Source organism: Rhodobacter sp. SY28-1 (assembly GCF_005222785.1).
In the GTDB taxonomy this organism is placed as follows: domain Bacteria; phylum Pseudomonadota; class Alphaproteobacteria; order Rhodobacterales; family Rhodobacteraceae; genus Tabrizicola.
In genome coordinates this window covers 1-25,688 of the sequence record NZ_STGH01000004.1, presented here as the reverse complement: position 1 = coordinate 25,688, position 25,688 = coordinate 1, and the positions used below count along the sequence as shown (strand labels likewise).

Annotated in this window: 26 protein-coding genes; 17 read left to right on the top strand and 9 right to left on the bottom strand. The window is 66.8% G+C overall.

All coding sequences use genetic code 11. The features are described from left to right. Positions 1 to 99: 99 nt before the first annotated feature. Positions 100 to 750 carry an HAD-IA family hydrolase gene (locus E8M84_RS19155; protein ID WP_137112852.1) on the bottom strand — a complete coding sequence of 217 codons (651 nt, stop codon included), beginning with the start codon at positions 748 to 750 and terminating at the stop codon, positions 100 to 102. A 103-nt stretch (positions 751 to 853) separates the two neighbouring features. Between E8M84_RS19155 and glmU the strand changes: the two genes are divergently transcribed. The 4 genes from glmU to E8M84_RS19135 all read left to right on the top strand — a co-directional run bounded on the left by glmU (position 854) and on the right by E8M84_RS19135 (position 5,431). Then, the gene (gene glmU / locus E8M84_RS19150; RefSeq protein WP_137112851.1) at positions 854 to 2,206 is read left to right on the top strand and encodes a bifunctional UDP-N-acetylglucosamine diphosphorylase/glucosamine-1-phosphate N-acetyltransferase GlmU; all 1,353 of its coding nucleotides are present in this window, start codon (positions 854 to 856) and stop codon (positions 2,204 to 2,206) included. Positions 2,207 to 2,208: 2 nt separating this feature from the next. After that, positions 2,209 to 4,026 (top strand): glutamine--fructose-6-phosphate transaminase (isomerizing), encoded by a 1,818-nt coding sequence (gene glmS / locus E8M84_RS19145; protein ID WP_137112850.1) that lies wholly within the window; start codon positions 2,209 to 2,211, stop codon positions 4,024 to 4,026. A 122-nt stretch (positions 4,027 to 4,148) separates the two neighbouring features. After that, on the top strand, positions 4,149 to 4,682 hold the full coding sequence (locus E8M84_RS19140) for a DUF3833 family protein (RefSeq protein ID WP_137112849.1): 534 nt from the start codon (positions 4,149 to 4,151) through the stop codon (positions 4,680 to 4,682). Positions 4,683 to 4,732: 50 nt separating this feature from the next. Further along, the gene (locus E8M84_RS19135) at positions 4,733 to 5,431 is read left to right on the top strand and encodes a DNA alkylation repair protein (protein WP_137112848.1); all 699 of its coding nucleotides are present in this window, start codon (positions 4,733 to 4,735) and stop codon (positions 5,429 to 5,431) included. 40 nt (positions 5,432 to 5,471) lie between these two features. Here E8M84_RS19135 and E8M84_RS19130 read toward each other — a convergent pair whose 3' ends face one another. The 3 genes from E8M84_RS19130 to E8M84_RS19120 all read right to left on the bottom strand — a co-directional run bounded on the left by E8M84_RS19130 (position 5,472) and on the right by E8M84_RS19120 (position 8,465). Then, a complete protein-coding gene (locus E8M84_RS19130) occupies positions 5,472 to 5,687 on the bottom strand; it encodes a hypothetical protein (RefSeq protein WP_137112847.1) in 216 nt (71 codons plus the stop codon). Between the two features lie 184 nt (positions 5,688 to 5,871). Further along, positions 5,872 to 7,707 carry a beta-N-acetylhexosaminidase gene (locus E8M84_RS19125; protein ID WP_276607137.1) on the bottom strand — a complete coding sequence of 612 codons (1,836 nt, stop codon included), beginning with the start codon at positions 7,705 to 7,707 and terminating at the stop codon, positions 5,872 to 5,874. Beyond that, a complete protein-coding gene (locus tag E8M84_RS19120; RefSeq protein ID WP_137112846.1) occupies positions 7,704 to 8,465 on the bottom strand; it encodes a GntR family transcriptional regulator in 762 nt (253 codons plus the stop codon). The genes E8M84_RS19125 and E8M84_RS19120 overlap by 4 nt, the downstream gene beginning before the upstream one ends. Positions 8,466 to 8,698: 233 nt before the next feature. On the opposite strand from E8M84_RS19120, the gene E8M84_RS19115 reads away from it, so the two are divergent. From E8M84_RS19115 to E8M84_RS19070, 10 genes are all read left to right on the top strand, one after another. Next, positions 8,699 to 9,625, top strand: coding sequence for a carbohydrate ABC transporter permease (locus E8M84_RS19115; protein WP_137112845.1), 927 nt, complete (start codon positions 8,699 to 8,701; stop codon positions 9,623 to 9,625). A gap of 1 nt (position 9,626) precedes the next feature. Continuing rightward, complete coding sequence (locus E8M84_RS19110; RefSeq protein ID WP_137112844.1) at positions 9,627 to 10,469, top strand: carbohydrate ABC transporter permease; 843 nt, start codon at positions 9,627 to 9,629, stop codon at positions 10,467 to 10,469. A gap of 32 nt (positions 10,470 to 10,501) precedes the next feature. Continuing rightward, positions 10,502 to 11,710, top strand: coding sequence for an ABC transporter substrate-binding protein (locus E8M84_RS19105; protein ID WP_137112843.1), 1,209 nt, complete (start codon positions 10,502 to 10,504; stop codon positions 11,708 to 11,710). 56 nt (positions 11,711 to 11,766) lie between these two features. Continuing rightward, a complete protein-coding gene (locus E8M84_RS19100) occupies positions 11,767 to 12,864 on the top strand; it encodes an ABC transporter ATP-binding protein (protein WP_137112842.1) in 1,098 nt (365 codons plus the stop codon). 16 nt (positions 12,865 to 12,880) lie between these two features. Continuing rightward, a complete protein-coding gene (locus E8M84_RS19095) occupies positions 12,881 to 14,023 on the top strand; it encodes a Gfo/Idh/MocA family protein (RefSeq protein ID WP_137112841.1) in 1,143 nt (380 codons plus the stop codon). A 136-nt stretch (positions 14,024 to 14,159) separates the two neighbouring features. Beyond that, complete coding sequence (locus tag E8M84_RS21835; protein ID WP_276607136.1) at positions 14,160 to 15,167, top strand: SIS domain-containing protein; 1,008 nt, start codon at positions 14,160 to 14,162, stop codon at positions 15,165 to 15,167. Then, positions 15,164 to 16,222, top strand: a complete 1,059-nt coding sequence (locus E8M84_RS19085; protein WP_137112840.1) for an SIS domain-containing protein — start codon at positions 15,164 to 15,166, stop codon at positions 16,220 to 16,222. The genes E8M84_RS21835 and E8M84_RS19085 overlap by 4 nt, the downstream gene beginning before the upstream one ends. Beyond that, positions 16,219 to 17,127: an ROK family protein gene (locus E8M84_RS19080; RefSeq protein ID WP_137112839.1), complete on the top strand. Its 909-nt coding sequence runs from the start codon at positions 16,219 to 16,221 to the stop codon at positions 17,125 to 17,127. Before E8M84_RS19085 ends, E8M84_RS19080 begins: the two co-directional genes overlap by 4 nt. After that, positions 17,120 to 18,379, top strand: coding sequence for a class II D-tagatose-bisphosphate aldolase non-catalytic subunit (locus E8M84_RS19075; protein WP_137112838.1), 1,260 nt, complete (start codon positions 17,120 to 17,122; stop codon positions 18,377 to 18,379). Before E8M84_RS19080 ends, E8M84_RS19075 begins: the two co-directional genes overlap by 8 nt. Next, complete coding sequence (locus tag E8M84_RS19070) at positions 18,376 to 19,527, top strand: N-acetylglucosamine-6-phosphate deacetylase (protein WP_137112837.1); 1,152 nt, start codon at positions 18,376 to 18,378, stop codon at positions 19,525 to 19,527. Before E8M84_RS19075 ends, E8M84_RS19070 begins: the two co-directional genes overlap by 4 nt. 148 nt (positions 19,528 to 19,675) lie before the next feature. Here the strand turns inward: E8M84_RS19070 and E8M84_RS19065 are convergent, their stop codons facing one another. Next, positions 19,676 to 20,152 (bottom strand): hypothetical protein, encoded by a 477-nt coding sequence (locus E8M84_RS19065; protein ID WP_137112836.1) that lies wholly within the window; start codon positions 20,150 to 20,152, stop codon positions 19,676 to 19,678. 86 nt (positions 20,153 to 20,238) lie between these two features. Between E8M84_RS19065 and moaA the strand changes: the two genes are divergently transcribed. Next, positions 20,239 to 21,240: a GTP 3',8-cyclase MoaA gene (gene moaA / locus E8M84_RS19060; RefSeq protein WP_137112835.1), complete on the top strand. Its 1,002-nt coding sequence runs from the start codon at positions 20,239 to 20,241 to the stop codon at positions 21,238 to 21,240. A 77-nt stretch (positions 21,241 to 21,317) separates the two neighbouring features. On the opposite strand, the gene hemP is transcribed toward moaA, so the two are convergent. Further along, positions 21,318 to 21,476 (bottom strand): hemin uptake protein HemP, encoded by a 159-nt coding sequence (gene hemP, locus E8M84_RS19055; RefSeq protein WP_137112834.1) that lies wholly within the window; start codon positions 21,474 to 21,476, stop codon positions 21,318 to 21,320. Next, complete coding sequence (locus E8M84_RS21830; RefSeq protein ID WP_276607135.1) at positions 21,473 to 21,595, bottom strand: hypothetical protein; 123 nt, start codon at positions 21,593 to 21,595, stop codon at positions 21,473 to 21,475. Before E8M84_RS21830 ends, hemP begins: the two co-directional genes overlap by 4 nt. 154 nt (positions 21,596 to 21,749) lie before the next feature. Between E8M84_RS21830 and E8M84_RS19050 the strand changes: the two genes are divergently transcribed. After that, positions 21,750 to 22,772, top strand: coding sequence for a phosphotransferase (locus E8M84_RS19050; RefSeq protein WP_137112833.1), 1,023 nt, complete (start codon positions 21,750 to 21,752; stop codon positions 22,770 to 22,772). After that, positions 22,769 to 24,082, top strand: coding sequence for an aspartate aminotransferase family protein (locus E8M84_RS19045; RefSeq protein WP_137112832.1), 1,314 nt, complete (start codon positions 22,769 to 22,771; stop codon positions 24,080 to 24,082). Before E8M84_RS19050 ends, E8M84_RS19045 begins: the two co-directional genes overlap by 4 nt. Before the next feature lie 207 nt (positions 24,083 to 24,289). On the opposite strand, the gene phoB is transcribed toward E8M84_RS19045, so the two are convergent. Further along, a complete protein-coding gene (gene phoB, locus E8M84_RS19040; RefSeq protein WP_137112831.1) occupies positions 24,290 to 24,982 on the bottom strand; it encodes a phosphate regulon transcriptional regulator PhoB in 693 nt (230 codons plus the stop codon). Between the two features lies 1 nt (position 24,983). Further along, on the bottom strand, positions 24,984 to 25,685 hold the full coding sequence (gene phoU, locus E8M84_RS19035) for a phosphate signaling complex protein PhoU (protein WP_137113009.1): 702 nt from the start codon (positions 25,683 to 25,685) through the stop codon (positions 24,984 to 24,986). Between the last annotated feature and the right edge of the window lie 3 nt (positions 25,686 to 25,688).

Genomic DNA, 25,688 nt, shown 5'->3' with positions numbered 1-25,688 from the left:
GTCGCCGCACGCCCCCCTGGCAAATGTTAAATTTTCCTGAACGCCCTCGGACAAGTATCTGTTTTTACTTGGCAAGCCGGGATTGTCCACCGTGGACAGTCACCCGATCAGCCGCCCGGCCAGCCACGGCAGGTCCTCGAACCGGTCCAGCAGCGCTGCCGGATTGAACCGGCTGACCCCCGCCCCCTCCGGCCCGAAGGTGACCAGCGCGACCGGAACTCCTGCGGCCACCCCGGTCTTCGCGTCGGTCTCGGTGTCCCCCACCAGCATCGACCGCCCGACCACCCCGCCCGCCCGCTCCACCGCCGCCCGGTAGGGGGTCGGGTCCGGCTTCCGGACGGGAAAGGTATCGGCCCCCACCAGCGCCCCGAAGGCCCCCCGCACCCCCAGCGCGGTCAGCAGCATCTCCGCCAGCCCCTCCGGCTTGTTCGTGCAGACCGACACCGCGAACCCGCCCGATTTCAGCGCCTCCACCGCATCCATCGCCCCCGGATAGAGGCGCGTATGGGTCGCGATCCCCTGCCGGTAGGCCTCCAGCAGCAGTGGATAGGCCGCGTCCACGTCCGCCTCCGACCAATCCAGCCCCAGCCGCTGAAACCCCAGCCGAAGCATCGCCCGGCCGCCATGGAACGCCGTCAAGGCATCCTCGGGCCCCAGCACTGCGCGCGGAAAACAGGCATTCGCCGCTGCCAGCAAATCTGCCGAGGTATCCGCCAAAGTTCCGTCCAGATCGAACACTACACAACGCATCGCGGGTCCCTCATGTCGGGCCTGTAACCTCATGTGAAGCGCGGCCCCTTGCCGTCCTTCGCCACGGGGGTAAAACGGGCGCCGACAGTTTGGAAGGGCAAGAATGCAGGTTTCAGTCATCGTTTTGGCCGCAGGGCAAGGCACGCGGATGAATTCCGACACGCCCAAGGTCCTGCACCATGTCGCCGCCGCCCCCCTTCTGCACCACGCGCTTGCCACCGCCCATCACCTGGAACCCTCGCGGATCGTCGTCGTCACCGGCCACGGCGGCGAGGCGGTCGCAACCTCCGCCACCAGCTATTCCGAGATGGTCGAGACCGTCGTCCAGGACCCCCAGCTTGGCACCGCCCATGCCGTCGCCCAGGCCGCGCCCCTGCTGGCGGACGAAGCGGGAGAGGCCATCGTCCTCTACGCCGACACGCCCCTCATCCGCGAGGAAACCCTCCGCGCAGTGCTCGACGCCCGGGCCAGGCACGCCGTCGTCATCCTGGGCTTCCATGCCAAGGACCCTGGCCGCTACGGCCGCCTGCTGACCCAAGGTGAAGAGCTCCTGGCGATCCGCGAATTCAAGGATGCCACGCCGGAAGAACGCGCCATCACCCTCTGCAACTCCGGCGTCGTCTGCGCCGAGGCGAAGACGCTCTTCTCCCTGATTTCCGAGGTAAAGAACGACAACGCCGCGCAGGAATACTACCTGACCGACATCGTCGAGCTTGCCCGCAAGCGCGGCCTTTCTGCCGGCGTCGTTCTCTGCCCCGAGGCCGAGACGCTGGGCGTCAACACCCGCGCGCAGCTGGCCGAGGCCGAGACCGCCTTCCAGGCGCGAGCCCGGGCCGAAGCTCTGGAGAACGGCGTCACCCTCACCGCGCCGGACACCGTATTCTTCGCGCTCGACACCCACATCGGCCGCGACGCGATCATTGGCCCGAACGTCCTGTTCGGTCCCGGCGTCACCGTGGAATCCGGGGCCGAGATCAAGGGCTTCTGCCATCTCGAAGGCTGCCACGTCAGCCGGGGTGCCACGGTTGGCCCCTTCGCCCGCCTGCGCCCCGGTGCGGAACTGGCCGAAGACGTCCACGTCGGAAACTTCGTGGAAATCAAGAACGCCATCCTCGACGAAGGCGTGAAGGTTGGCCACCTGACCTACATCGGCGACGCCTCCATCGGCGAACACACCAACATCGGCGCAGGCACCGTCACCTGCAACTACGACGGCGTGATGAAGCATCGCACCACAATCGGCAAACGCGCTTTCATCGGGTCGGACACCATGCTGGTGGCCCCGGTCACCGTCGGAGACGGGGCGCTGACGGCGTCGGGGTCGGTCATCACCGAGGATGTGCCAGCAGAAGCCGTGGCCATCGGCCGGGCACGGCAGGTCACAAAGGCAGGCCTCGCGACCAGGATGTTCGAAAAGTTAAAAGCAATTAAGGCTACGAAGGCGAAGGGGCATTAGAAATGTGCGGTATTGTAGGGGTATTGGGGAACCATGAGGCGGCCCCGTTGCTGGTCGAGGCGCTGAAACGGCTGGAATATCGCGGCTATGACAGCGCCGGGATCGCCACGGTCAACGCCGGCAAGCTTGACCGCCGTCGGGCGGTGGGCAAGCTCGTGAACCTTTCGGACCTTCTGGTCCATAACCCCTTGGCCGGAAAGGCCGGGATCGGCCATACCCGCTGGGCGACCCATGGTGCGGCCACCGTCAAGAACGCCCACCCGCACCGTGCGGGCGGGGTGGCTGTCGTGCACAACGGCATCATCGAGAACTTCCGCGAGCTGCGCACCGAACTGGCCGCCGACGGATACACCCAGGAATCCGAGACCGATACCGAGACCATTGTCCTTCTGGTGAGCCGCGCAATGGACCGTGGCGCCTCACCCGTCGAGGCCGCGAAGGACACGCTCGCACGCCTGCACGGCGCCTTCGCGCTTTGCTTCCTGTTCGACGGCCAGGACGACCTGATGATCGCCGCCCGCAAGGGCAGCCCGCTGGCCATCGGCTGGGGCGAGGGCGAGATGTTCGTGGGCTCGGACGCCATCGCTCTGGCGCCGATGACCGACCGGATCACCTATCTGGAGGAAGGCGACTGGGCCGTCGTGACCCGCGCGGGGGCCGAAATCTACGATGCGCAGAACCGCCGTGCCAACCGGGCCGAGACGCGGATCCAGCTGGACGCGACCCGGATCGAAAAGGCCGGCTACAAGCACTTCATGGCCAAGGAAATCGCCGAGCAGCCGGTGGTCATCGCCGACGCGCTGAAGCACTACACCTCAGCCGAGGGCGAATTGCACCTGCCCAAGGGCGTCGACTTCAAGGGCGTGACGCGCCTCACGCTCGTCGCTTGCGGCACGGCCTCTTACGCCTGCCACGTCGCGAAATACTGGTTCGAGCAGATCGCTGGCCTCCCGGTCGACATCGATATCGCATCGGAATTCCGCTACCGCGAACCGCCGCTCTCGCCCGCCTCCTGGGCGGTCTTCGTCAGCCAGTCTGGCGAAACCGCGGATACGCTGGCGGCGCTGCGCTATGCCGAAGGCAAGGTTGCCAAGATCGTCTCGGTGGTGAACGTACCGACCTCCTCGATCGCCCGCGAAAGTGATCTGGCCCTGCCCATCCACGCCGGGGTCGAGGTGGGGGTGGCCTCGACCAAGGCCTTCACCTGCCAACTGACGGTCCTCGCGCTCATGGCATTGAAGGCGGCCTTCGACCGTGGCCGGATCGATGCCGTCGGACTCCGCGCCCGGCTGGACTCGCTCCGTGCGGTGCCGGGCCTGATGAACGCGGCCCTCGCCCTGTCCGACCCGATTGCCAGGATCGCCGAGGACCTGGGCAAGGCGCAGGACATCCTGTTCCTGGGCCGAGGCCCGATGTTCCCTCTGGCGCTGGAAGGCGCGCTGAAACTGAAGGAAATCAGCTACATCCACGCCGAAGGTTATGCATCGGGTGAACTGAAGCACGGCCCCATCGCGCTGATCGACGCTGCCGTCCCGGTGATCGTCCTGGCCCCCAAGGATGCGCTGTTCGACAAGACCGTTTCGAACATGCAGGAGGTCATGGCGCGCAACGGCAAGGTGCTCCTCCTGTCCGACGCGGGCGGGGTGGAAACGGCTGGTCAGGGCACCTGGAAGACACTGACCCTGCCGACGGTCGATCCGCACTGGGCACCTATCCTTTACGCGGTCCCGGCGCAGCTTCTGGCCTATCACACGGCCATCGCCAAGGGGACGGACGTGGACCAGCCCCGCAACCTCGCGAAATCGGTGACCGTCGAGTAAGGCGCCGATTTCTTTGAAGGAACAACTGAGCCTTCAAAGGCTCCGATGAACTTCCGTCGAAGATTGTGCGTCCTTGATCCAGCCGCGCCTCCCCTCCGTATCCTGATAAAGCGGAGATCCAGATGCAGCGCAGAACCCTTCTTCTCGGCCTGGCCGCCCTTCCGCTGGCTGGTTGCGCTGACACACCTGCCCCGCCTGCCGACACCGGCCCGCCGATCACGCTGGTCTCTGCCTTCCAGGGCCGCACCTCGGGGCGCGGGCATTTCCGTGTCTGGGTGACGGGCGACGAACGCCGCTTCACTGCCCGGCTGAACGGGACCGTGAAGGGCCCCGAAGGCGCGCGGACGCTCACCGTGGTCGAGGATTTTCTTTACGATGACGGTCAGCAGGACCGCCTCACCTGGGTCTTCCGCGAACAGGGCCCCGGGCGCTGGACCGGAAGGCGCGAGGATACCGTGGGCGAGGCGACGGTGGTCGAGGAGGATGGCCTGATCCGCCTGTCCTACACCGCCGACTTCAGATCGCCGTCGGGCGTCAACCGGCTGGGGTTCGAGGACATCCTCTACGCCCGGTCCGACGGCACCACCGTCAACGACGCCGTGGTCACCCGCGCCGGGATCGCCGTCGCCTCGGTTCGCTTCCTGATCCGGCGCTGACTTGCCCTTCGCCCCTGGCGCTGGCAGTTAGGGCCGGAATGGAGGCCCCGATGACCCCGCTTCAGGAACTGCAGGCCCTGGCCGACTCCGCAAAGGCCACCGAGATGGCCGCCTACCACAAGGCCACCCGGCCCTATCTGGGCGTGACCGTCCCGCAGATCGAGGACCTGACCGACCGCTGGCGGGCCGAACTGTCGCTTGACGAGCGGTTCGCGCTGGCGGCAGACCTCTGGCGCACCAACATCCACGAGGCGCGGGTGGCAGCGGCGAAGCTTCTGACCCAGGCCCGCATCCGGCCCGATCAGACGGCGTGGGAGCTGATCGTCTCCTGGGTCCCGGACTTCGATGGCTGGGCGCTGGCGGATCATGCCAGCATCGCCGGGCAGAAGCGGCTGGTGGCCGACCCGTCTCGGCTGGAGATGGTCGAGGGTTGGGTGACCAGCCCGCACATGTGGACCCGCCGGGCGGCCCTGGTGATGACGCTACCCTGGACCAAGCAGAATTTCCCCAAGGAACAGGATCTTGCGATTCGTGCCCGGGTGCTTGGCTGGTGTGCGACGCTGGCCCCCGACCGCGACTGGTTCATCCAGAAGGCCGTGGCCTGGTGGGTGCGCGATCTGTCGAAGCATGATGCCGAGGCGGCAAGGGCCTTTCTTGATCAGCATGGCGGCAGAATGAAGCCCTTTGCGCGAAAAGAGGCGGCCCGGCACTTGTCCGAGACACAATTAAAAAGGGGGCGGCCGCAATAGGCCGCCCCGTAAAAGCATTGTCCGCTGGTCCCGTCCCGGATCAGCGTCCGCTGAACTTGTCGTTCGCTGGCCCGTTCACGGACTTGGTCACGGACGTCTTGCCGTCGTCGCTTCCGTTGTTGGTGGTGTCCGCGCCATTTCCCCAGCCGTTGTTGCCCTTTACGGGATCGCAACTGCCGTCGCCACAGGCAAAAGCCGCCGAGCCAAGGCTCATGGTGATCGCAAGAACAGACGAAGCTACAGTCAATTTCTTCATTGTCGCATTTCCCTCCCTAATTGATTGGTACGGAAAGCGTACAAACACTGCGATTAACCCAGAATTAACATTGATTCTGCAATTCTCGGTTGATTGTTCCGTCCAAACATGCAGTTGACCAAGTTCTTGCCGCATTGCCGCCCAGATCGCGGCTGAATTTTTGATGCGCCCTGCTGTCCGGTTCTCAGGCACCCCGATACCGCTTCCAACGAATTCGGTCGAAAAGCAGCGCATAAACCCCTGCCAGCGCGCGCAAGCCCGCGCCGTCCGTGTGCCCAGCAGGCTCCCACCCCTTCGTCGCAATCCCCAAGATGCGTGGGGCGATCATTCCCTCGGCCTGGCCGTCCTCGGTGGTGAACTCGCCCCAGAAACAGGCCTCGACCCCGGCGATGCGCGGCGCGATGTCCTCGGCGCCTTTCGGAATCGGGTCCCAGGCCACGGTCTTCTCCAAAGGCACGAACCCGGCCCAGGCAGCACCCCAGTCGTCCGGGTCGGGCGAATGCGCCAGGTCGAAATAGGCGTGCTGGGCCGGGCACATCACCACATCATGCCCGCGCCGCGCCGCCTCGATCCCCGGGCCCTGCCCCGTCCAGCTGAACAGCAACGCCCCATTGCCGATGCCGCCCTGACACCCCTTCGCAGCCTCTTCCCAGGCCGCCACTCGGATACCCGACGCTCCAAGCTCCGCTGCCAGTTTTGCCAGCATCCAGCCCTGCACGTCGTCCGATGTCTCCAGCCCCTCCCGCGCCTTCAGCGCCGCCACGGCGGGCGAGCCGCCCCAGGCCCCATGCGGCGCCTCGTCCGCACCAAGGTGCAGGATGCCCAGTGGAAAAAGGCCCGCCACCTCCTTCGCCAACGGCACCAAGAGGTCCCAGGTCGCCGGGACGGCCGGGTTGACGATGTTGTCGAGATAACCTTGAACCGACACCTCCTCCCCGTTGTCGCCGGGGTCGCGCAGGCCGGGAACAGCCTTGACCATCGCGTGGGAATGGGCGGGAACCTCGATCTCTGGCAAGACCTCAATCTGCAGCGCCTTCGCCCGCTCCACCACCTTGGCGACGTCGGCCTTGGAATAGCTGCCCCCCGCCCTTATGCCGCCACCGAAGACGCCAGGGACCAGCTCGCCCTCACCCCGGAAGCCGGTGCGCTGCCAGAGGAGCGGTTGCGTGTCGACCTCCAGCCGGAAGGCCTCGTCATCGGCGAAGTGCCAGTGGAAACGGTTCAGCTTCAGAAGCGCCATCAGGTCCAGAAGCCGCAGAATGAAGTCGACCCCGAAGAAATGCCGCGCGCAATCAAGGTGTTGGCCGCGATAGCCAAAGCGGGGCTTGTCGGTGATCGTCCCGCAGGGAAGCCGCCCGCCGCAGGTTTCGCGCAGGGTCAGAAGGGTTATCCCGGCGTAGTGCAGGCCCACTGCCCCCCCGACCACGACTGTCAGGCCGGTGGACGAAATGGTCAGACAGTAGCCTTCCGGTCCCAAGCCCGCGTCCTGGCTGACCGAAAGGGCAACCCCTCCGACTGCGACCAGTGGTGCGAGGCCCAGACGCAGGGCAAGGTCCGACACGCCCTCCAGCCCTGGTGCCAAGGCAAGCGCCGCAAACTCCAGCGTTCCGCCCGACGGCCGCCAGTCGGTCGGCTGCGGCACCAGCGGCAGACGGTCGGAGGACAACGCAGGCGCTGGCGGGCCATCATTCGCCCGCAGCCCCAGATCATTCCCCGGCGGCAGCGGCAGGCAGTCCTTCCCCACCCGCAGGTAGGCCCCCAGCGGCAACCAGGCCCGGTTCCTCGGCCCGAACTCCTTGTGCGCGTGTTCCAGCACCACTTCATGCTCCGCCCCCGGCACAAGATCCGGCAGCGCCACTTCGGCATAGCCCGCCACGCGCCGCACCAGCGTGCCGCCCGAGATCACCTTCGGCGCGGCCATCAGCGAGAAGCAGAGGGTCGGCGCGGCCAAAGGGCGATCCGAGCCGATCAGGCAGCGGATCTGGTTCCCGTCGATGCGGGAGACGAAGGTCAGGGTCATGGCGCGTCCAGCCTCAATTCGGCAATGAAATCATAGATGTCGCTGCGGTAGAGACCGCGGGTGAACTCGATTGGTCGGCCCGAGGGCAGATAGGCCGTCCGGTCGATCCGCAGCACCGCCGCCCCCTCGGGTAACAGCAGCAGCTTCGCATCCGCCGCCGTCAGGTTCACCGCCGTGATCCGCTGCACCGCCCGCGTGGGCGCCCGTCCCGCCGCTCGCAGGACATCGTAAAGCGAGGTCTCCACCGCCTCCGGGTCCGGCAGCACGTCCGTGGGCAGCGACGACCATTCCAGCGCCAGCGGCGTGTCGTCGGCAAAGCGCAGGCGTTCCACCCGTGCGACGCGATCACCCTGCGGCAGGCCCAGCGCCATCATCTCGTCAGGGCTGGGCAGGAACAGCCCCCGGCGCAGGATGCGGCTGGAGGAGGTCTTGCCCCGCTGCCGCATGTATTCGGTGAAGGACAGGAGCGCCGAGAGTGAATGTTCCATCTTCGACTTGGGCGGGCGCACGAAGGTCCCCGCCCCGCGGCGCTGTTCCAGCACCCCATCCTCGACCAGTTGGCTGACGGCCTTGCGAACGGTCACCCGGCTGACATCGGCAATCAGCGCCAGTTCGCGCTCGGGCGGCAGCTGCGCCTCGGGCGGCAGTTCCCCCGCCGCGATAGCCGCCGAAAGATGGCGGTACAGCTGTTCATAGCGTGGCCCGCGCGCGGCGCGGAACCAGGCGTCGGGGCGGTACAGCGCCAGATCGTCTTCCATCGGAAGCCCCCGAATTGGTATTGTTTCCATGAGACCAAGCCGCACGGCTACTCGCAAGATGGACCATGAAGCCTGCGGAAAACAAGGGGAATCGGCAGATGGTCCGCTTTTTTCACGATATTGGTATTATGATGGTAGCGTTGTCGCACTTTTTTGGTATCGTTGGCCCAACACGATGATTCGACCCGCGCCGCCCCTGCCAGGGTGGCCCAAGGCTGAACAGGGGGAACCGCATGACGCTTGTCGCCGAAGGGGCCGCACTGGAACGGATGCAGCGGCGCGAGCTGTCGGACCGCGCCTTTGCCTGGCTCCTGATCTCGCCCGCCCTTCTGTTCATTCTGGTCATCGTCGTCTGGCCGCTGGTGGAGACGATCCGGCTTTCCTTCACCGACGCCACGCTCGGCGGGGAAAACTTCGTCGGCATCGCCAACTATGCTGCGCTTTTTGGCGATCCGAAGTTCTGGCAGACCGTGGGGCGGACCTTCTACTGGATGGTCCTCGCTGTCAGCCTGAAGCTGATCGTCGGCTTGATCGGTGCCACGCTTCTGAACGCCGCGATCCCCGGCAAGGCCCTCTTCCGCGTCCTCGTCATGCCGCCCTGGGTGATCCCGGTGGCCATCGGCGTCATTGGCTGGAAGTGGATGTACAACGGTTACTTCGGCCTGATCTCCGGCCTGTTGCAGGAATTCGGCCTCGTGCAGGACCGCGTGGCGCTTCTGGCCACTAAGACCTCTGCCTTCTATTCCGCCATCGTAACCGACGTCTGGGTCGGCACGCCGATGGTGACCCTCTTCTTCCTCGCCGCCATGCAGGGGGTCAGCAAGGACCTCTACGAGGCCGCCTGGGTCGACGGCGCGAGCCGCTGGTATCGTTTCCGCCGCATCACCATTCCCCAGATCATGCCGGTGATTGTCTCGATGGCGCTCCTCTCTGCAATCTGGACCTTCAACAGCTTCGAAATCATCTGGATCCTCACCGAAGGCGGCCCGCGCGGGGCGACGACCACCCTCATCATCGACACCTACAAGGTCGCGATCTCTTCCCAGCGCTTCGGCGAAGGGGCGGCGCGGGCGGTGGTGATCGTGGTGCTACTTGCGACCTTCTCGCTCTTCTACCTGTGGTTCCTGAACCGCGTGAACCGGCATTACGGGGCGAAATGACATGATCGACCGTCTGACCCTTCTGCAGAAGATCGGCGTCTACTTCGCCACCTTCGTCTTCCTCCTCTTCATCCTGATGCCCTTCATCGAGATGATCCGCGTCTCCTTGCGCCCCATGAGCCACCTGATGACCGCCGACTTCACCTGGTGGTCCGAGGATTTCAGCCTGCAGGCCTACCGCGACATGTGGAACACCGTGCCGCTGTTGGGCCGCTACATCTTCAACTCGATTTTCATCGCCGCCTCGGTGACCCTGGTCACGATGATCGTCGTCATCCCCGCCGCCTACGCCTACGCCCGCCTCGAATTCCCGTTCAAGTCCCTGTCCTTGGGCGGATTTCTTGCGGTGAACATGTTCACCGGCGCGGTCCTTCTGATACCGCTTTACCGCGTGCTCCGTAGCCTCGGGATGCTCAACACCTACTGGGCGATGATGATCCCGGGCGTCGCCTTCCTGATCCCCACGGGCATCTGGCTCCTGCGCTCCTACCTGGAGAAAATCCCCAAGGAGTTGGAAGAAGCCGCCTATGTCGACGGCGCCTCGCGCCTCTACACCCTCCGCCGCGTCGTGATCCCGCTGGCGATCCCCGGCCTGATCGTCGTCGGCACTGCCGTCTTCATCGGCGCCTATGCCCAGCAGTTCCTGTTCGCGATCACCTTCAACAACGTCCGCGAGATCCAGCCGCTGCCGGCGGGCCTTTTCGAGTTCGTCGGCTATCAGGACACCACCTGGAACGAGCTGATGGCTGCGGCCCTCACGGGCGTCCTGCCGGTGATGCTCGTGTTCCTGTTCCTGCAGAAATACCTCGTCGCGGGCCTGACCGCGGGCGCGGTGAAAGAATGACCAACCAAGACCACCAACAAGGGAGACTACCAATGACCCACTTCAAGACCCTGACGGTCGCCGCTGGCCTGATGGCCGGAACGGCCCTGTCGGCCCAGGCACAAGAGCTGCACTTCATCATGTGCGGCGGCGAAGTGCGCCCGGCCGACCAGGTCGTGATCGACAAGTTCCAGGCCGACAACCCCGGCGTGACCGTCAAGATGGAAGCGGTGGAATGGGGCACCTGCCAGGACAAGTCGATGCAGCTTGCCGCCGCCGGTGACCCGCCGGACGTGGCCTACATGGGCTCGCGCACGCTGCGCCAGCTTGCCAACAACGACCTGATCGTCCCCGTCACCTTCACGCCCGAGGAAGAGGCCGCCTACCAGCCCGGCGTCCTGAAGACCGTGACCAACGGCGGCCAGTACTGGGGCATCCCGCACGCCTTCTCGACCAAGGCTCTCTACATCAACTGCACCGTGGTTGAGGCTGCCGGGGCCGAGTGCAAGGCACCCGCCACCTGGGCTGACCTCGTCGCCCTGTCGAAGACCGTGACCGACAACACCGACGCCGCAGGCATCGGCATCGCGGGCAAGGACTTCGACAACACGATGCACATGTTCCTCGACTTCCTCTATTCGAACGGCGGGAAGGTCTACAACGACGACGGCACCCCGGCGCTCGACAGCCAGCAGACCCGCGAGACCCTGCAGCTTTACGCAGACCTTCTGCCCTACATGCAGTCCGGCCCGACCGAATGGGAACGCGACCAGATGAAGGACCTCTTCAACGACGGCCAGATCGCGATGTATGTCTCGGGCCCGTGGGGCGAAGGCCAGCACAAGGAAAAGGTCCCGAACCAGATCGTCGCCCCGATCCCGGCCGGCCCCTCGGGTCCCTCGGGCACCATCCTGATCACCGACTCGCTGGCGGTCTTCAAGGGCACCGGCAACGAGGAACTGGCGATCAAGCTCGCCAAGGCGCTCACCTCGGGCGACGCGCAGTATGACCTCGACTCCTCCTGGGGGCTGACGCCGATCCTCGACTACGAAAAGCTGGGCAAGACCGACGTCTACTATAAGCAGGGCAACTGGCCGATCTTCGTGGCCGGGATCTCGACCGGCGGACCCGAGCCGATGGTCGAAGACTTCAAGGCGCTGCAGGCCGTCTTCACCAACATGATCCAGGGGATCATGCTGGAAGAAGGCACCGTCGATGAACTGGTGACCCAGGCTGGCGTCGAGCTGGCTGCGGTTCGCTGATCCCAACGGGGGCGCGGCCACCCGCGCCCCCACCTCTCTGCAAAGGACTGCCCCACATGGCCACGCTCGACCTTCAAGGCATCACGAAGAGCTTTGGCACCGCCCAGGTGCTGACCGGGATCGACCTTGCCATCCGCGACAAGGAGTTCGTCGTCTTCGTCGGCCCCTCGGGCTGCGGCAAGTCCACCCTTCTGCGCATCATCGCAGGATTGGAGGCCGCCACATCGGGCCACATTCTGATCGACGGCGTCGACGTCTCCGCCGCCGCCCCGGTGGATCGCGGCATCTCCATGGTCTTCCAGTCCTACGCCCTCTACCCGCACCTTTCCGTCTTCGAGAACATCGCCTTCCCCCTCCGCGTCGCCCGCCTGCCCGAAGCCGAGGTCAAGCAAAAGGTCGGCCGCGCCGCCGAGATCCTGCAACTGACCGAAAAGCTGAACCTCAAACCGGGCCAGCTCTCCGGTGGCCAGCGCCAGCGCGTCGCCATCGGCCGCAGCATCGTCCGCAACCCCAAGGTCTTTCTCTTTGACGAACCGCTCTCGAACCTCGACGCCGCCCTTCGCGGCGAGATGCGCGTCGAACTCAGCGCCCTGCAACGCGACCTCGACGCCACCATGGTCTACGTCACCCACGACCAGGTCGAGGCGATGACCATGGCCCACCGCATCGTCGTCCTGAACAAGGGCCGGATCGAGCAGTTCGGCACCCCGATGGAGCTTTACCACCACCCCGCCACCCGCTTCGTGGCCACCTTCATCGGCCAGCCCAACATGAACCTTCTGCCCGCCAAGGTCCTCGGCACCAGGGCCGAGGGCCTCACCGTCGAATTCCACGGCGGCACTCGGATGACCCTGCCGGTCGACACCGCCACCGCGAAGCCGGGCGACATGGTCGAAGTCGGCATCCGCCCCGAAAACCTCCGTCTCGGCCAAGGCTTCGCCATGCACCTCCGCGTTCTCGAACGCCTCGGCGGCACCGCCATCGCCTATGGCCAGATGGCCGACGACCTGAAGATCTGCGCCGCCCTCCCGGGCGACACCACCGTCCATGAAGGCGAGGAGATCGGCCTGACCTTCGCCCCCGCCGACGCTCATGTTTTCGACACCCAAGGCCGCGTAATGCGGCGGCGGCAGGCCCCGGCCCTCGCTGCCTGAATAAAGGAGACTACCGATGCGCATCGTCACCTCAGGCATCGGCCTGCGGGCCGGTCACGTCTTGACCACGCTCAAACAGGAAATGCCGGAAGCGGAAGTGGTCGGCTTCTACGACCCCCAGCCCACGCATCTTGAGATGATCGGAACGGACACCCCCCGCTATCCGTCGGTCGAGGCGATGCTCTCTGACGCCAAGCCCGACCTCTACTGTGTCTTCTCGCCCAACGTCTTCCACCTCGACCAGATCCGTCTGGGGCTTGAGGCGGGCGTCCAGGTCTTCACCGAAAAACCCGTCGTCGTCTCGATCGAAGAAACCCTCGAACTCGCCCGCCTCCTCGCCCAACACGGCGGGGTCAACCGCGCAATGGTTGGCCTTGTTCTGCGCTATTCGCAGCACATGGTCGACCTCCGCGCGGCCATGGCGCAAGGCTGGCTCGGCGACATCACCTCGCTTGAGGCCAACGAACACATCGGCCCCTACCACGGCGCCTTCTTCATGCGCGACTGGCGGCGGAAGACCGGCCTTGCCGGCGGCTTCATGCTGGAAAAATGCTGCCACGACCTCGACATCTACAACATGGTCACCGGCTCCCGGCCCCAACGGGTCGCCAGCTTCGGCGGCCGCAAGTCCTTCGTCCCGCAGAACGCGCCGAAGTCGAACGCCGAGGCCGAAATCTTCCACGTCAAGAAATCCGTCTGGGAATCGACCGACGACCCGTTCAACTCCGACGGCGACATCATCGACTACCAGACCGCGATCCTGCAGTATGAGACCGGCGCGAGCCTCGCCTTCCACACTAACCTGAACGTCCCCGACGAACACCGCCGCTTCTGCGTGATCGGCACTCACGGCATGGCCGAAGGCGACTTCGTGCGCGGCTTCCTGAAGGTCACCGCCCGCGACGGCCGCCGCCTTGCCGACCACGACTACACCCAAGGCACCGCCATGAAGGGCGCGCATTACGGCGCCGACCAACTGATGTGCCGCGACATGACCGCCTACCTGCGCGGCCAGTCCGACAGCCTCCCCGTCTCGATCCTCGACGCGATGGAGGCCGGCATCGCCGCCATCGCTCTCGATCAGGCCCGCACCACCGGCCAGGTCGTCGACCTGACGGAAACCTGGGCCGAACTCGACAAACACGGCCTCAGGACATGACGGACCTCACCCCTTCACCTGTTCCCAAATATCCCCGCCGGAGGCCGCCCGAGCCGCTTTGCGTCCTTCACGCAAAGGGGCGAGACAAAAGGAACGCACGGAACGCGCTCAATTCAATAGACGCCCAGTCCCAACCATGACCGACCTCTCCCCCGATGCCGGACAGCATATGTCGCACGAGATCGCCGAGGCCCCCGGCGTCTTCGCCACCGCCGTCGCGCAACCCGTGACGCTGCCCGATCTCTCCCACCTCCGCGCGATCTACACCGTCGCGCGCGGCTCCTCCGACGCTGCCGCCAACATCCTTGCCTATGAAATCATGCGGGAAACCCACCTCCCCGTTACCTCGCTCCCCCCCTCGATCTTCTCCCTTGGCCACGGCGTCCGCCTGCAGGACAGCGCCGTCCTTGTCGTCAGCCAGTCCGGCGCATCAGACGACCTCGTCCGCTCTGCCCGCGGCGCCAAGGCGATGGGTGCGACCGTCCTCGCGCTCACCAACGCCCCCGGCAGCCCGGTGGAAACCGAAGCGCAGACGACCCTGACAATCGGCGCCGGACCTGAACTTGCCGTCCCCGCCACCAAATCCGTCGTCGGCGCCATCGCCGGAGGCATGGCCCTCCTCTCTGCCCTCACCCCCGCCTACGCCCCCCGCGCCAAAGCCTCCGCCCAGGCCATCGCCGCCCTTCAGGGCAAGCAGCTCCCGCAACAGAGAGCCCTCCTCGCCGCCCTCCTCCGCGCCAGCCACGTCTACGTCATCGGCCGCGACACCGGCTTCGGCGCCGCCCAGGAACTCGCTCTCAAGCTCAAGGAATGCTGTGCCCTCCACGCCGAGGCCTATTCCTCCTCCGAAGTCCTGCACGGCCCCCTGCAACTGGTGACGAACCCCCTCCTGATCCTGATCCTCGACACCGAACAACCGGACGTCCAGCCCAGCCTCGACACCGCCGAGGCCCGCTTCAAGGCCGCCGGCGGCACCGTCTTCCGCCTCCGCCCCTCGGACGCGGGTGCCACAAACCTTACCCCCGCCGCCGCCGCGGCTGCCCTCCTGATCCTCACCTACCCTTTGGCCCTGCAAACCGCCCTCGCCCTCGGCCACGACCCCGACCGCCCTGCCACGCTCTCCAAAGTTACCCAGACGCGATGACCGACCTGACCCGCCACGCCACCTTCCGGGAAATCCTCGCCCAGCCCGCGATCTGGGCCGCGTGGGGCGCGCAACTGCCTGTTTCCGACCTCCGCCACTGGATCTCCGGCACAGGCACCGACCAGGTCTGGTTCTGCGGCGCAGGCACCTCCGCCTATATCGGCGACATCCTCGCCGCCGGGCTTGAGGGCCAGGAAGGCCCCCGCTTCCGTTCGGTCCCCACCACCGACATCGTCGCCCGCCCAAACACCTATCTCCGGGGGCGGCCGAAACTGATCGTCAGCTTTGGCCGCTCCGGCAACTCCACCGAATCCATCGGCCTCCTCGACGCACTTGACGCCCTCGCCCCCACCTGGCCGCGCCTGAACATCACCTGCAACGGCACATCCATTCTCGCGACAAGGCCAGGAGCCAAAGTCATCGCCCTGCCCGAAGCTACCCACGACCTGGGGTTCGCGATGACCTCCAGCTTCTCGACCATGCTCCTGACCGCCGCCGCCCTTTTCGACACCGCCCTTGCGACTCACGACACGCCCAACCGCTTCGCCACCCTCGCCGACGGCCTGCAAACCCTCCTCCCCACCTTCATCGAAGCCGCCCGAACTGCCCGCCGCCCCCAGCGCGCCGTTTTCATCGGCTCCGGCCCGCTCGCCTTCGCCGCCCGCGAGGCCGCGCTCAAGGTCATGGAACTCGCCGCCGGAAAGGTCCCCGCTCTCTGGGACTCGACCCTCGGCTTCCGCCACGGCCCAAAAAGCTTCACCGTGGGCGAAACCGACCTTTGGCTCTTCCGCTCCGCCGACCCCCACACCCGCGCCTATGACGACGACCTCCTCGCCGAACTCCGCGCCCAATTCCCGCACAGCATCATCTCTGCCCCCGACATCCCGCAACCGCACGGAGACCTCTGGTCCACCCCTCTCTACGTCGCCCTCGCGCAACTTCTCGCCGTCCACTGGTCCGACGCGCTTGGCCTGAACGTCGACGACCCCTTCGCAGGCCAAGGCACCTTGACCCGCGTCGTCTCGGGCGTGCGCCTCCACCCGGTGACGCCATGATCGCCGCGGGCATCGACCTCGGCGGCACCAAGATCGAGGCGCAGGTCTTCGCCGCCGACTGGAGCCTGCAGGCCCGCCATCGCTGGCCGACGCCGAAGGAGTACCCCGCTCTCGTCACCGCCATGGCCGAGGCCATCCACTGGTGCGATGCCCACGCCCCCGGCCTGCCCATCGGCATCTCCGCCGCAGGCCTCATCCACCCGCACACCGGCCTCGCCCTCACCTCCAACCTACCCGCCACCGGCAGGCCCTTCGCGCAGGACATCGCCACCGCCGCAGGCCGCCCGATCGCCTGGATCAACGACTGCCGCGCCCTCACCCTCTCCGAAGCCACCCTCGGCGCCGCCAAAGGGGCCGACCCCGCCGTCGGCCTCATCCTCGGCACCGGCGTCGCGGGTGGCGTCGTCACCGGCGGCCACCTCTTGCCGTCCCCTGCCGCAACGGGGGGCGAGTTCGGCCACTTCCCCCTCTCCGCCGCGCCAATCGTTGCGCACAACCTGCCCATCCTGACCTGCGGCTGCGGCCGCGAAGGCTGCGCCGAGACCTATCTCTCCGCCCCGGGCCTGTCGCGCATCGCCGCCCACCTGACCGGCCAGACGCACACGCCCGAAACCATCGTCGCCGCCCGCGCCACCACCCCCGCCTTCCAGATGGCCTGGGACATCTGGCTCGACCTCGCGACCGAGTTTCTCATCACCCTCTGCCTCACCATCGACCCTCAGGTCATCGTGATCGGCGGCGGCCTCTCCCGCGCCCCGGGCCTGTCCACCGACCTGACCCATCGCCTGACCCAGGCCACCCTGAAGGGTTTCCCGATCCCCGCCATCCGCCTCGCGGAAGGCGGCGACGCATCCGGCGCCCGCGGGGCCGCGCTCCACGCCCTGAACGAGGTCGCCCATGCCTGACCTGCGCCAGATCATCGCCCGCAACCGCGCCGGGGAAGCCATCGCGATCCCCTCCGTCTGCACCGCCCATCCCGACGCGCTGGAGGCCTCCCTCACCCTCGCCGAAACCCTCGACCAGCCCATCGTGGTCGAAGCCACCTCGAACCAGGTGAACCAGGACGGCGGCTACACCGGCCTGAGACCCGCCAATTTCCTAAGCTTCGTTCGTGCTATAGCCACGAAATCTCATGTAGCACGTGAACGAATCCTCTTCGGGGGCGACCACCTCGGCCCTCAGGCCTGGCGCAAACTCCCCGCCGAAGACGCCATGCAAAAGGCGCACCGGATGGTCGCCGACTACGCCGCCGCAGGCTTCACCAAGATCCACCTCGACTGCTCCGAGGGCTGCTTGGGCGAGACCGCCCAACTCCCCGACGAAACCACCGCCACCCGCTCCGCCGCCCTTGCTGCCACCGCCCTGAAGCACGCACCGGACGCCACCAAACTCCTCTTCGTCATCGGCACCGAGGTCCCGCCCCCCGGCGGCGCCCGGACCGACGACCACGGCGACATCCCGCCCACGACCCCCGACAGCGCAAAGTCCACCCTCGAAGCCCACCGCGACGCCTTCAATGCCGCCCAGATCCCCCTCGACCAGATCGGCGGCCTCGTCGTCCAGCCCGGCGTCGAGTTCTCGCCGATGGAGGTCCACCACCTCCCCCTCGCCCGCGACCCCGGACTCCTGGGCGCCCTGACCGACTGGCCCGGCGTCTGCCTCGAGGCCCATTCGACCGACTACCAGCACCCGGAAGCCTACCCCCGCCTCGCCCAACTCGGCTTTGCCTTCCAGAAGGTCGGCCCCGCCCTCACCTTCGCCTGGCGCGAGGCGCTCTACGCCCTCGACACGATGCGCGCCCAGACCGGCTGGTCGACCGGCCCAAGCCTTCCCGACGCGATGGAGGAGGTGATGCTGGCGAACCCCGGTCACTGGAAGGCCCATATCCACGGCCCCGAGCAGCGCCTGCAACGCCACTTCGGCCTCGCCGACCGCATCCGCTACTACTGGCCGGACGCCAAGGCGCAGGCGGCCGTTCAGCGCCTACTGACCGATCTCGCCGACAAACACCTTCCCGATCCTCTCCTCGCCGCGCATTTCCGCCCGTCCGAGATTGCAATCGCCCGCAAAAGCCGCCATCCCCTGCCGCGCGCGCTGGCCCTTGCCCGGGTGCAAACCGCGCTTCGCCCCTATTTCTTCACGGGACCAAGGCCATGACCGCCAAACCCGACCTCTGGCTCCTCCCCGATGCGATCTACGACGGCACCCGCCTGAGGCCCGGCTTGGCCCTCGGCATCGCAGGCACCCGGAGCCTGCGGATAGGCACGCCGCCAACGGACGCCCCCATCCATCGGGTCAAGGGCACGCTCACCGCCGGCTTCCTCGACCTGCAGGTGAATGGCGGAGGCGACGCGCTTCTGAACAACGACCAGTCGCCGCAGGCGCTCCACCGCATGGCTGCCGCCCACCGCCGCTTTGGCACCGTCGGCATCCTGCCCACCGTCATCACCGACGCGCCCGAAGTCCTCGCCCGCGCCGTGGACGCCATCCTCGCCGCCAATGCCGAACCGCAACCCAACCGCAGCCTCCTCGGCCTGCACATCGAAGGTCCGCACCTGTCGATCCCCCGTCGCGGCACCCATGCCGCCGAACATGTCCGCCCGTTCGACGCGACCACGCTCGCCCATGTCCATCGCCTTCGCGCCGAAGGGATCTTCGTCAAGATCACCGTCGCACCGGAAAGCATCACGCCCCAGGACGTGGCCCGCCTCGCCGGGACCGGAGCCACAGTCTCCATCGGCCACTCCGACGCCACGGCGGAAGAGGTCCGCGCCCTCCTCGACGCGGGCGCCACCTGTTTCACCCACCTCTTCAACGCCATGTCGCCGATGCTGAACCGCGCCCCCGGCGTGACCGGGGCCTGCATCAACTCCACGGCCTTCGCCGGCATCATCTGCGACGGCATCCATGTCGCGGACGAGATGGTCGGCCTCGCCATCCGCGCGCGCCCCGTCCCGGGCCGCATGTTCCTGGTCTCCGACGCCATGTGCACTGTCGGCGGCTCCGACCACTTTCGCCTTTACGGCCAGGACATCTGGCTCCGGGACGGTCGCCTTGTGAATGCCGAAGGCTCGCTAGCCGGGGCGCATGTCACGATGGCCGAAGGCCTCCGCCGCCTGATCACGGTCGTCGGCATTGGACCCGAAACCGCGCTCGACATGGCCGTGGCTGCCCCCGCGCGCGTCCTGAATCGCCCCGACCTCGCCACACCAGAACAGCGCGACACGGCGGACCTCCTTCTCCTCGGCCCCGACTGGCACGTCACCGCCACCGTCGCCGCGGCGCTCGCGCCCCAGCCAGCCTGAGACGCAATCGTCTTGCCCATGGCCAAGTACTCTGGGGGTATGGGGGTAAAGCCCCCATCAACCGAGGAGGAGGCGCAGGCCGACGACGAGACAAAAGCCTCGCGCGCCAGCGCTCATTTCAGTAACCGCGCCCCGACCGCGAGGACGCCTACGGCCCGTAGATCGTGACCTCAGGCAATTCGGTCAGGGACAGCCCCAGCGCCTGGAAGGCCGCCAGCGACAAAAGCGCCCCGCCCGTTCCCGGCCGCAGTTCGACCGCCAGCGACTTGCCCGCCGCCGTCACGATCCGCCCCTGCGCCTTCTCCTTCACCAGGGCCGATGACAGCCAGATGCCCTGCTCTGCCGGTGGGCCCAGCGCCACGACGACTCGGCCCAACTCCCGCTCGCCGCCCGCAGCCGGTGCCGCCAGTGCCGCCGCCTTCTCCTCGGCGGTGGTCTTGTCCAGGGCTTCCGCACTCACCGCCCGCGCGCCCAAAGTCGTGGTCGCGACGGCCGGGGCAAACTCGGTCGCGGGCTGCGGCTCGGCCGGGCCGGTGATCGACCTCGGTCCCGCCCCGTCCTTCTGGAACAGGGCACAGCCCGACAGGGCCAGGGCAAGGACGGGAACAAAAGCAAGCTGTCTCATGCCCGTCAGCCTATCCCGCCGCTTCCCGCCCCGCAATTGCCGCTCTCGCACTTGTGCGCCCGCCCGCGCAAGCCTACCTTCCCTCCATGCAGCAGCTCATCGACCCCTTCGCCCGCGCCATCAGCTACCTGCGCGTCTCGGTCACCGACCGCTGCGATTTCCGCTGCACCTATTGCATGTCGGAACACATGACCTTCCTGCCCAAGGCCGACCTCCTGTCGCTGGAGGAGCTTGACCGCCTCTGCACCACCTTCGTCCGCCTCGGCGTGCAGAAACTCCGCATTACCGGCGGCGAGCCTCTCGTCCGCAAGGGCATCCTCACCTTCTTCGAAGCGATGTCGCGGCACCTTCAGACCGGCGCCTTGAAGGAACTGACACTGACCACCAACGGCAGCCAGCTCGCCAAATTCGCCCAACCCCTCGCCGACCTCGGCGTCCGCCGGATCAACGTCTCGCTCGACACCCTTGACCCGAAAAAGTTCCAGGACATCACCCGCTGGGGCCGCCTGCCACAGGTCCTCGACGGGATCGAAGCCGCCCGCGCCGCAGGCCTCCGCGTCAAGATCAACGCAGTTGCCCTGAAAGGCTTCAATGAGAACGAGCTCTTCCCGCTTCTGGACTGGTGCGCGGCCAACGACCACGACCTCACCTTCATCGAGGTCATGCCGATGGGCGAGGACATGTCCCCCCTCCGCCTCGACCAGTACTGGCCCCTGAAGGACCTCCGCGCGCGCCTCGCCGAACGCTTCACGCTAACCGACCTTGCAGAACGCACCGGCGGCCCGGCCCGTTATGTCAGGATCGAGGAAACCGGCCAGAAGGTCGGCTTCATCACGCCCCTGACCCATAACTTCTGCGAAAGCTGCAACCGCGTGCGGCTCACCTGCACCGGAGAGCTCTACATGTGCCTCGGCCAGGAAGACATGGCCGACCTCCGCGCCCCCCTGCGCGCCAGCCCCGACGACGCGGTCCTGGAACAAGCCATCCGCGCCGCCATCGCCCGCAAGCCCAAGGGCCACGATTTCGACTACTCCCGCCAGAAGGTCGCGGGGCAAATGACCCGCCACATGAGCCACACCGGCGGCTGAGGACCCCAAATTCCTTAAGCAAGGAATTTGCCAAATTTCTTACTCAAGAAATTTCCCCCGGCCCGACCACCACAGCCCTACTTCGTCAGGATCAGCTTCCCCGCCCGAGTGATGCGCAACGAATACACCTGCCCGTCCAGCACGATCCGCGCCAGCGAGCCACCTTCGGTCAGCACCCGCGCGTCATGCAGCGGCGTCGCATCCGTGGTCAGCCAAGTTTCCACATGCGCATTCATCGCCGATCCTCCAGCCGCGCGATCAGCGCCTCCAGGACCGGCCCCGGGAACAGCCCCGTCACCGCCTGGCTGAACAGATCCAAAAAACCGGCCCCTCGGGCCGCTTCGTGTTGGGACATGGTGATCTCCGCCAAGTTGACTGACACCGGGCGTGCCCCAACAGGGCTGGCTAGGCTTGCCCGAATATCCTGACTAAATCACTCATCATTGTCAACGCACATTCCGCTGGCCCCCCGCGCGCCAGCCGCTATCCTGCCCGCGGACCAGAAGACCATGACCCAAGACCCCGCAGGCACGCTCCTCTCCCTCCCACCGCCGCAAGTGCCGACACAGGCCCTCGCCGCGCTTGTTGCCACGCAGTGGGGCCTGACCGGCTCGCTTCATCCCCTCACCTCCGAACGCGACCAGAACCACCGCCTCGACACCCGGCAAGGCCAGTTCACCCTGAAACTCGCCAACCCGGCCGAGCCCGCCCCGCTGACCGAATTCCAGACCCTTGCCCTCCTCCACACCGCAGCCACAGCGCCCGACCTTCCCATCCCCCGCGTGATCCCCACCCGGGACGGCCGCACAATCGTCACGACACCGGACGGCTCCCTGAGGGTCCTCACCTGGCTTTCCGGCACGCCCATCGCCCACCTGCCCCGCACCCCGGCCCTCGCCACCTCCATCGGCTCCGCCCTCGGCCGCCTCGACGCGACGCTCGCAGACTTCCATCACCCGGCCGCCGACCACCACCTCCTGTGGGACATCCGGAACACCCCCGACCTCGCCCCGCTGACCGACGCCCTCCCGACCGATCTTAAGCCGAGGATCACCGCCTTCCTCGCCCGCTTCACCAGCCTCATCGCCCCTGCCCTCGCCCAACTCCCGCGCCAGGTCATCCACGGCGATTTCAACCCGCACAACCTGCTTGCCGACCCCGTCGAGCCTGCCCGCCTCACCGGCATCCTCGACTTCGGCGACATGACCCTGTCGCACCGCATCTGCGACCTCGCCGTCGCCGCCTCCTACCTGATCGACCCCGCCGATCCGGCCGCCCTCCTGATCCCGCTGACCAAGGCCTACCATCAGGTCAACTCCTTGACGCGCCAAGAGATCACCCTCCTCCCCGATCTCATCACCGCCCGCCTTGTGACCACCCTGACGATCAGCGCCTGGCGCGCCGCCCGCTACCCGGACAACGCCCCCTACATCCTGCGCAACGCCCCCACCTCGCGCGCGGGTCTCGACGCCCTGACCGACCCGTCCGCCCTCCTCCCGCAACTCCTGACCGCCTGCGAAAGCCCGCCATGACCCGTCAGACCACCATGCTGAACGCCTATACCCCCGGCGCCGGGCACCTGTCCCCGGAAGACGAGGCCCTCGCCCAACGCCGCGCCAAGGCCCTCGGCCCGGCCTATCGTCTGTTCTACGAAACCCCCGTCCACCTGACCCGCGGCCAGGGCGTCCACCTCTACGCCCCCGACGGCACCGCCTATCTCGACTGCTACAACAACGTGGCCTCGGTCGGCCACTGCCACCCCCGCGTCGTCGAAGCCCTCAGCCGACAGGCCGCCCAACTCGCCACCCACACCCGCTACCTACACGACGGCATCCTCGCCTACGCCGAGCGTCTCCTCGCCCTTTTCCCCCCCGACCTCTCGCATGTCATGTTCACCTGCACCGGGTCCGAGGCGAACGACCTCGCGCTCCGCATCGCCCGCGCTGCCACGGGTGGCACCGGGGTCATCGTCACCGACAACGCCTACCACGGCGTCACCCTCGCCACCGCCGAGATGTCGATGTCCATCGGCCCCGCCGTGGCCCCCGGCCCCACGGTCTTCCCGATTCCCGCGCCCAGCACGGAAAACTATCCAGACGGCATCGCCGAAGGCTTCGCGCAAGCCGTCATCGCAGCCTGCAACCGGATGCAGGCGCAAGGCATCAAGCCCGCGCTCCTGATCGTCGACACGATCTTCTCCTCCGACGGCGTCTACCCCGATCCCGCAGGTTTCCTCGCGCCAGCCGCCGCCGCGATCCGGGCGCGCGGCGGCCTCTTCCTCGCCGACGAGGTCCAGCCCGGCTTCGGGCGCACCGGCTCGCACTTCTGGGGCTTCCAGCGCCACGGCCTGATCCCCGACATGGTGAGCATGGGCAAACCCATGGGCAACGGCTACCCGCTCGCGGGGCTGGTCCTGAAACCAGACACCATCGCCGAATTCGGGCAGCAGGCGCGCTACTTCAACACCTTCGGCGGCAATGCCGTCGCCGCCGCCGTTGGCCTGGCCGTCCTCGACGTGCTCCGGGACGAGGGCCTGCAAGAAAATGCTGCAACCGTCGGTGCAGCCTTCGCGCAAGGCCTGAAGACCCTCGCGCAACGCCATGACTCGCTTGGCGAAACCCGCGCCGCCGGTCTCTTCATCGGCCAGACGATCCTGACCGACGGCACCCCCGACCCTGCCCGCACCGCGCGCCTCGTGAACGCCCTCCGCGAGAACCACATCCTGATCAGTTCCACCGGCCCGAAAGGCGACAGCCTGAAGATCCGCCCGCCGCTCCCATTTAGCCTCGGCAAGGTCGATCAGGTTCTCACAACCCTGGACGGGGTCCTGAAAACCCTCTGATCTTGCTCACGTCCCAAATGCTCCGGGGAACTCGAGGGGCAGCGCCGCTCGTCAGCCGAGGAGGAGGCGAAGGCCGACGACAAGAGGAAAGCCTTGCGCGTCAGCGCTCAATTCGAAACCCGCCGCCAGCCAGGTTAAGAAACCCCTAACGCCCGCGCACAACCATCTGATTCAGATAGACAATCCAGAAATGTCCACCGTGGACACTCAGCCCAGCGAATAGCCCGCCCCGCGCACCGTCCGCACCGGATCGCCACCACCGTGGCTCATCAGGCTCTTCCGCAGCCGGCCCACATGGACGTCCACCGTCCGGGTGTCGACATAGATGTCCCGCCCCCAGACCAGGTCCAAGAGCTGCTCGCGGGAAAACACCCGCCCCGGCCGTTCCATCAGCGTGACCAGAAGCTTGAACTCGGTCGGCCCCAGCTTCAGCACCTTGTCCCCCCGGTAAACCCGATGGCTCTCCGGATCGAGGCGAATATCCTCGTGCTCCAGCACCACCCCGGCGGTCGAGGGCCGCACGCGGCGCAACTGCGCCCGCGCTCGCGCCATCAGTTCCAGCACCGAATAGGGCTTCACCACATAGTCGTCCGCGCCCGTCTCAAGCCCCCGGATCCGGTCCACTTCCTCGGCCCGGGCCGACAGCATGATGATCGGGATGCCCCGCGTGTCGGGCCGCATCTTCAGGCGGCGGCAAACCTCGATCCCCGACACCTTCGGCATCATCCAGTCCAGAATGATGATGTCCGGGTCCTCTTCATCGACCAGCACCATCGCATCCTCGCCGTTGTCGGCCTGCGTCACCGCAAAGCCCTCGGCTTCAAGGTTGTAGGCCAGGACCGTGCGTTGCGCCGGTTCGTCCTCGACCAAAAGCACCCTTGGCTGTCCGCTGCGTGCCATCTCAGGCCCCCGTTCCGGTGCTGTCGACCTTCGGCCGCTCGTCCCCCGGCAACGCTCCGGTGACGAGGTAGATCACCTGTTCCGCCACTGAGGTGGCGTGGTCACCCACCCGTTCGATGTTCTTGGCGATGAAATGCAGATGCATGCAGGGCCCGATGTTGCGCGGGTCCTCCATCATGTGGGTCAGGAACTCGCGGAAGATCGAGTTGTACATCTGGTCGACATCACGGTCCCGGGTCCGCACGTCCTCGGCCAACTTCACGTCGCGCCGGATATAGGCATCCAGCGCATCGGTCAGCATCTGCACCACCGCCTTCGCCAGCCGACGGATCGAGCCTGAGGCCCCCGGCACCGGCGTCATCTGCGACAGGACGGCCGTCCGCTTGGCCAGGTTCTTGGCATAATCGCCGGACCGCTCCAGCGCCGCGGCGATCTTCATCACTGTCAGCACGGTGCGCAGGTCGCTGGCCGTTGGTCCGCGCAGCGCAAGTAGCAGCGCGCATTTGGTGTTGATCTCTTCCTCCAGCGCGTCGATGGCCGCATCGCCAGAGCGTACGCGGGCGGCAAGATCCTCGTCGCGGGTGTCCAACGCCTCGGCCGCGTCCAGAAGGGCGGTTTCGACCAGCCCCCCCATCCGCATGACCATGGCCTGCGCCGCCTCAAGGTCGCGGTCGAAGGCGGAAACGATATGGGCGGTGTTCATGGT